Here is a 6,000-nt window from a genome sequence, read left to right as displayed (position 1 = left end):
AAATCAGCCGTGAGGGCATTGAGCTGGGCACAGCGGATAATGTGTATATAAAAAGCAATGCTCTGCAAAAAATGGGACCGGCGACGTTAAATTATGATCCAATCGATGTTCCTGCTTTATATACTGCACAAGATAGGCAAGAAGGCATCACACTGATGCTTGAAACTGAAGATGGTTACCCAATTCCAATGACCAAATATGTGGTACGCTTTAAAAATGGCGAATTACGACAAGGAAAATTGGATCGCGAAGGAAAAGCCGTTTTAAAAAACGTCCCTATAGGCATGGAATATGCCTGTTCGTATCCGGATGTAGACGATATATTAGCCAAAGCCAATGCCCAGCGGTTACATAAAGCAATCGAAATTGGCAATGCGGGGAAAATCATTAACTACTTAAGCTATGCCGAAGAAATCGTCGCAAAAACGATTAAAGTCTATAAACAGATCTATCACAACGATCCAGTAGAAAATATTAAAAAATCAATTGGACCTTATAACCAACAGAAAGATTTAATTCATTTTCTTATACGCAAAGCGAATCAAAAAAATAATAATAAAAAATATTAGGATTTAAAACAATGGATACTGAAGATTATGTTATTGTTGCCAAACCAGCCTTAAGGTTTGTCACACCCAATAGAAAAATATCTTTTTTTTTAAAGAAGTTTAATCCGAAAGCGACAGAGGTCGAACATTTAATTGTGCAATGGCACTGTGTAAATCACAGCGATGAAGATAAAGAAAAACAACACATTATTTATGGACCTAAAACCTCAGAATGGTTGGGGACTGAATGGATTTATCAAGGTACACATACTGTAGTGTGTACGGTAAAAAAGAGTTTAGGTGATAAAAATCCGAAAACTTTTCTTTACGTACAAAATGTGATAAGTCATGAAGAATGCTTAAGTTATGACACGGGTTCATTTGATGAAACAGAAAATCCATTCAGTGTGTTCCATAACTTAAAAAAACAAATTGCATTAATTCGATCCCTTGAATCAAAAAGCCAGCTAAATCAAGAAGAAAACAGCAAATATCAAGAACGTATGACCAATATGGACACTTACCGTGACAAATTAGAATATTTGCTAAAAAAAATACCCGATAGTCATAAAGATAATTTCAATATCGTTAGTGCCAGACACTACTCATATCAATACCCTGATAGCAACTCAATCCTGTTACAAGTCTGTTATTTTTATCAAGATGACAGTGCTTATCTATTAGATTGGACCAGTCCTGTCCAACAAGGATGGTGCGGCGTATTTATTGGTAAAGGCGATAATGAACAAGCAGCGGTGCTTAATGCTTTAAAACAGTGGCAACGCAATAACCGCTATCCTGAAGGGACCTTAAAATGCCGTTATCTCCGTTCTAACCACCCTACTTTAGAAATCCCTAAATATGATGCTGAAGGACTACTCCAATGGAGTATATACGATCACTATTACTCTGAAGAATATCAATTCACTACCGATGGCACAACCTGGCTTGATAGCATTTCCAATGCACTGTCTTGGGTGGCAATGTGTGGTGCAATCGTTGCGGGGGCAATATTATTGTTTGTACCAGGCGGACAATTAGGCACTGCGGCACTATGGGGGCTGGCGGCTTCATCAATAGCAGGCATTACAGCTTCGACCATAAATATCGCTCAGCGTTATGATACAGGTTTCAATAACTGGAAAGAAGATGGCTTAGATTCCCTAAGCATTGTGGCCAATTTATTGGGGTTAGGTTCAACGGCGGCGTTTACAAAATGGGGACCTTTGTCCTTTTTATCTCAGCAAGCTGGGAATGTGGCTAAAGCCAATACCGTTAAAGCCATGTTAATTGGTCAAGTTGCAGCTGATAGTACGCAGGCTATCATGGTTTCTACCGATGTTGCTTCCGCAATTTATTCTACATTAGACGATAAAACCCTTCCAGCTGATGAAAAACTGTCTCGAGTTCTTCGTTTATTCGCGGCTGGGGTCACCACTGGCGCGTTAACTTACATCAATGTCAAAGGGACCAGAGCCAATTTTCATTTTATAAAGGAAGACGCTTCTTTACTTCGACAAATGACCAGAGAAGAGATCGATAATTTCTTAAACGACCCGAAAACCTTCCTTATCGAAAATGGCAACGTAATAGCCAAAGAACCAATTGCAATAACGACACATCGAACCCAAAACGAATCAGCCACCTATCCTAAATCAAGTGTTGCTGTCCAGCAATTGCAAGAGTTTAAATTATTACCGGCGCCAAATGATTACACCCATTCATCAACAACGATTGCACAAAATATCTTATTCCCCCATCCAAATTATTTACGCTTTTTAACGCAACAATATCAACCTGAAATTTTTTTTAAATATGAACTCAATCTACACGTTAACTTCAACAATGGTTTTGAAGCAACAGAACAATCACTTCTCCATTCTTCATCACAAATTATAGCCAGAAATAGCAATGAGCAAGTACATAAAACCATTGCTAATACAATGGTCAAAGAAGAAAGACACCTGAATAATATTGCGGCGTTTCAAGCAATGGCTCGGGCAAGGAATTTAAGTAGTTCTGATTGGAGGGACTTAAAAGCAATTTCGCGAGCAACGTGTGAAATTAAGGGGATCACATTTCATAATACAACCGAGTTCGGTAATTTACCGTTTGATTTAAACGCCGCGAAAAAAATAGGAGTGGTGATTGAAGATGGGGAATTTACAAACGGCTCAGCACCAATTAAAGTGACTGATATAGACAGATACATCGCAGCACTAAATGGATATTACCCTAGTGAAATGGATAAATTAACTGAAGGGTGGATAAGAAGCTATATCGTTAAACATAATGACCGTTTACAAAACTTTAATGGTATGCCCGGTGCCCATGCTGAAGTGGTAGCGGTGGATGATGTATTAAAACAGCTGCGCGCACAACGGTTAGATCCAGAAGAATATTTAAAAGATATTGATGTCTACACCCTTAAAACCAATCGACCGAGCAAAGAGGATTTTTTAAGTGAATTTGTAGCCTGTGCTAATTGTAGTGGTATATTAGATCCCCGAATTAACATTCATACAGGACGAAAAGGAGAATAAAATGAACACAACAAACACGATAAAAGTCGTTAACCAACCTGTACGGGTGGAATTAAGTCATTTACAAATCATTCAGGGTGTTTATTTTTTAAATGATGTCCTATTTACCGGTTTGGCTTATGACCACCGGCAACAAAAGTTGTTTAAAGTCTATCAAATCACCGAAGGCAAAATTACCGCTGAGCAGGATTTTGGGTTTTTTAAACAACATTATGAAATAAAAATTGATTATGATGTGATTGATGATGAGCATGATTTTGAAAACCCAATCTATTACCAAGGAAAACTTTTTACCGGTATCACCAATGAATATCGTAATGGTTTTGTCAGTTCAGAGTTATTATGGAACGATGGTTATGTTGTAGAGATGATGAGTTGGTATACCGATGGGTCGGGATTAATACGTCACTATAAAACCAAATATGATGACAATCAATGTAAATTCGAATGGAATTATAAGCAGCTTATGAATATAAACTGCCGAAAAAAAAATGCGAATTCACTGACGCGTTTTACGCTCGAAATCAATGACCAGAACCAAATTAAGTCGTGCCTTTTAAGTGCTAACGATATGGCGTGCTTAGATAAGTTGATTTCGCGTGATGATATCCCGTTACCCGCCAACAGTTTAAGTGGATTGCTGGCTGATTATCCCTTAGCGGAGGAGATTTCGCTGTACGTTTTAAGTGATCATGATTTTAATTATTTTATGCACCATGCTGATTTTCAGTCGATTAAAAAATTAGAGTTATCCACTCAAAATTTATCTTTGCCGGTACTGAACAAATTAATGGATCTACCCAATTTGCAATCTATTTTTTTTAAAGAAAATGGGGTAAGTGACTATCAACTTGCAGACTTGCCAGAAAAAGAAAGAGCAATCAAACAACAACAGTGCGATGAGCGTAATCATGCCCTGTTACAATTATTATTTGCACTACAAGCTCAACAAAATTGTGATATCCAGCTTAATTCAAGATCAGGTCTGCTGTTTTTCTATTCCAAACAGAATAGCGAAATAATTGCCGATGTCAATCAAAACGACTTTAACTTTCTTTTCAATGCGTTACCGCTTGAGCAAATTACTGAACTTGAGTTACGGCAACATAATTTGCCTGTTGAGTTACTGGCAAAACTGGCACAATTGAGTCATTTAAAAAAATTATCGATCAAAGAAAAAAAAGAGTTCAGAGCTGACCCCCAACCAACCGATAATCAAACTCAAAACGGTGCTTACCAACGCCGTGAAACCCGCAATCAAGCCTTATGGACGCTATTAATCCACCTGCAATCCAAACTGCATTGTGATATCAAACTGATATCCGAAACGTTGCAAGAGTTTGAAAAGCGTTATCAAGGTTAAACCCTCGAATGCAAAGGAATAAAATGAACACAACAAACACGATAAAAGTCGTTAACCAACCTGTACGGGTGGAATTAAGTCATTTACAAATCATTCAGGGTATTTATTTTTTAAATGATGTCCTATTTACCGGTTTGGCTTATGACCACCGGCAACAAAAACTGTTTAAAGTCTATCAAATTACCGAAGGCAAAATTACCGCTGAGCAGGATTTTGGGTTTTTTAAACAACATTATGAAATAAAAATTGATTATAGTGTGATTGATGATGAGCATGATTTTGAAAACCCTGTCTATTACCAAGGAAAACTTTTTACCGGTATCACCAATGGATATCGTAATGGTTTTGTCAGTTCAGAGTTATTATGGAACGATGGTTATGTTGTAGAGATGATAAGTTGGTATGCCGATGGGTCGGGATTAATACGTCGTTATGAAACCATATATGATGACAATCAATGTAAATTCGAATGGAATTATAAGCAGCTTATGAATATAAACTGCCGAAAAAAAAATGCGAATTCACTGACGCGTTTTACACTCGAAATCAATGACCAGAATCAAATTAAGTCGTGCCTTTTAAGTGCTAACGATATGGCGTGCTTAGATAAGTTGATTTCGCGTGATGATATCCCGTTACCCGCCAACAGTTTAAGTGGATTGCTGGCTGATTATCCCTTGGCGGAGGAGATTTCGCTGTACGTTTTAAGTGATCATGATTTTAATTATTTTATGCACCATGCTGATTTTCAGTCGATTAAAAAATTAGAGTTATCCACTGAAAATTTATCTTTGCCGGTACTGAATAAATTAATGGATCTACCCAATTTGCAATCTATTTTTTTTAAAGAATGCGGGGTAAGTGACTATCAACTTGCAGACTTGCCAGAAAAAGAAAGAGCAATCAAACAACAACAGTGCGATGAACGTAATCATGCCCTGTTACAATTATTATTTGCACTACAAGCTCAACAAAATTGTGACATTAGATTTTATGCAAATTCAGGTATTGTGTTTTTCTATTTTAAACAAGATGGCAAAATAATTGCCGATGTCAATCAAAACGACTTTAACTTTCTTTTCAATGCGTTACCGCTTGAGCAAATTACTGAACTTGAGTTACGGCAACATAATTTGCCTGTTGAGTTACTGGCAAAACTGGCACAATTGAGTCATTTAAAAAAATTATCGATCAAAGAAAAAAAAGAGTTCAGAGCTGACCCCCAACCAACCGATAATCAAACTCAAAACGGTGCTTACCAACGCCGTGAAGCCCGCAATCAAGCCTTATGGACGCTATTGATCCACCTGCAATCCAAACTGCATTGTGACATCAAACTGATATCCGAAACGTTGCAAGAGTTTGAAAAGCGTTATCAAGGTTAAGCCCTCGAATGCAAAGGAATAAAATGATAGTGTGAATTTAACTTAATTCGCACCTTCAACACTATTTGGTAAAAGTTGATTTTTAGATAATTAATAAGATAGATTTACTTTTAATTGGTTCATTATCTCTATCATTAGTTACATACCACCTTAATTATTAA

At 37.1% G+C, this 6,000-nt stretch carries 4 protein-coding genes; all 4 read left to right on the top strand.

From position 1 onward, the window contains the following. Positions 1-569: hypothetical protein (locus tag J3U13_RS10180; protein WP_267341892.1), on the top strand; the 569-nt coding region annotated here is incomplete at its 5' end. Positions 570-580: 11 nt separating this feature from the next. Next, positions 581-3,091, top strand: a complete 2,511-nt coding sequence (locus J3U13_RS10175; RefSeq protein ID WP_267341891.1) for a YwqJ-related putative deaminase — start codon at positions 581-583, stop codon at positions 3,089-3,091. A 1-nt stretch (position 3,092) separates the two neighbouring features. Further along, the gene (locus J3U13_RS10170; RefSeq protein WP_267341890.1) at positions 3,093-4,454 is read left to right on the top strand and encodes a hypothetical protein; all 1,362 of its coding nucleotides are present in this window, start codon (positions 3,093-3,095) and stop codon (positions 4,452-4,454) included. A gap of 23 nt (positions 4,455-4,477) precedes the next feature. Next, positions 4,478-5,839 (top strand): hypothetical protein, encoded by a 1,362-nt coding sequence (locus J3U13_RS10165; RefSeq protein ID WP_267341889.1) that lies wholly within the window; start codon positions 4,478-4,480, stop codon positions 5,837-5,839. Positions 5,840-6,000 lie beyond the last annotated feature (161 nt).

Origin of the sequence: Gilliamella sp. B2887 (assembly GCF_026537015.1) — a bacterium.
Taxonomy (GTDB): Bacteria; Pseudomonadota; Gammaproteobacteria; order Enterobacterales; family Orbaceae; genus Gilliamella.
This window is presented reverse-complemented; position numbering and strand designations above follow the sequence as displayed.

What these genes read in the sequence shown, in the direction of transcription:
- J3U13_RS10165 (WP_267341889.1), top strand. Translation starts at nt 4,478, where the DNA reads ATGAACACAACAAACACGATAAAAGTCGTTAACCAACCTGTACGGGTG.
- J3U13_RS10170 (WP_267341890.1), top strand. Translation starts at nt 3,093, where the DNA reads ATGAACACAACAAACACGATAAAAGTCGTTAACCAACCTGTACGGGTG.
- J3U13_RS10175 (WP_267341891.1), top strand. Translation starts at nt 581, where the DNA reads ATGGATACTGAAGATTATGTTATTGTTGCCAAACCAGCCTTAAGGTTT.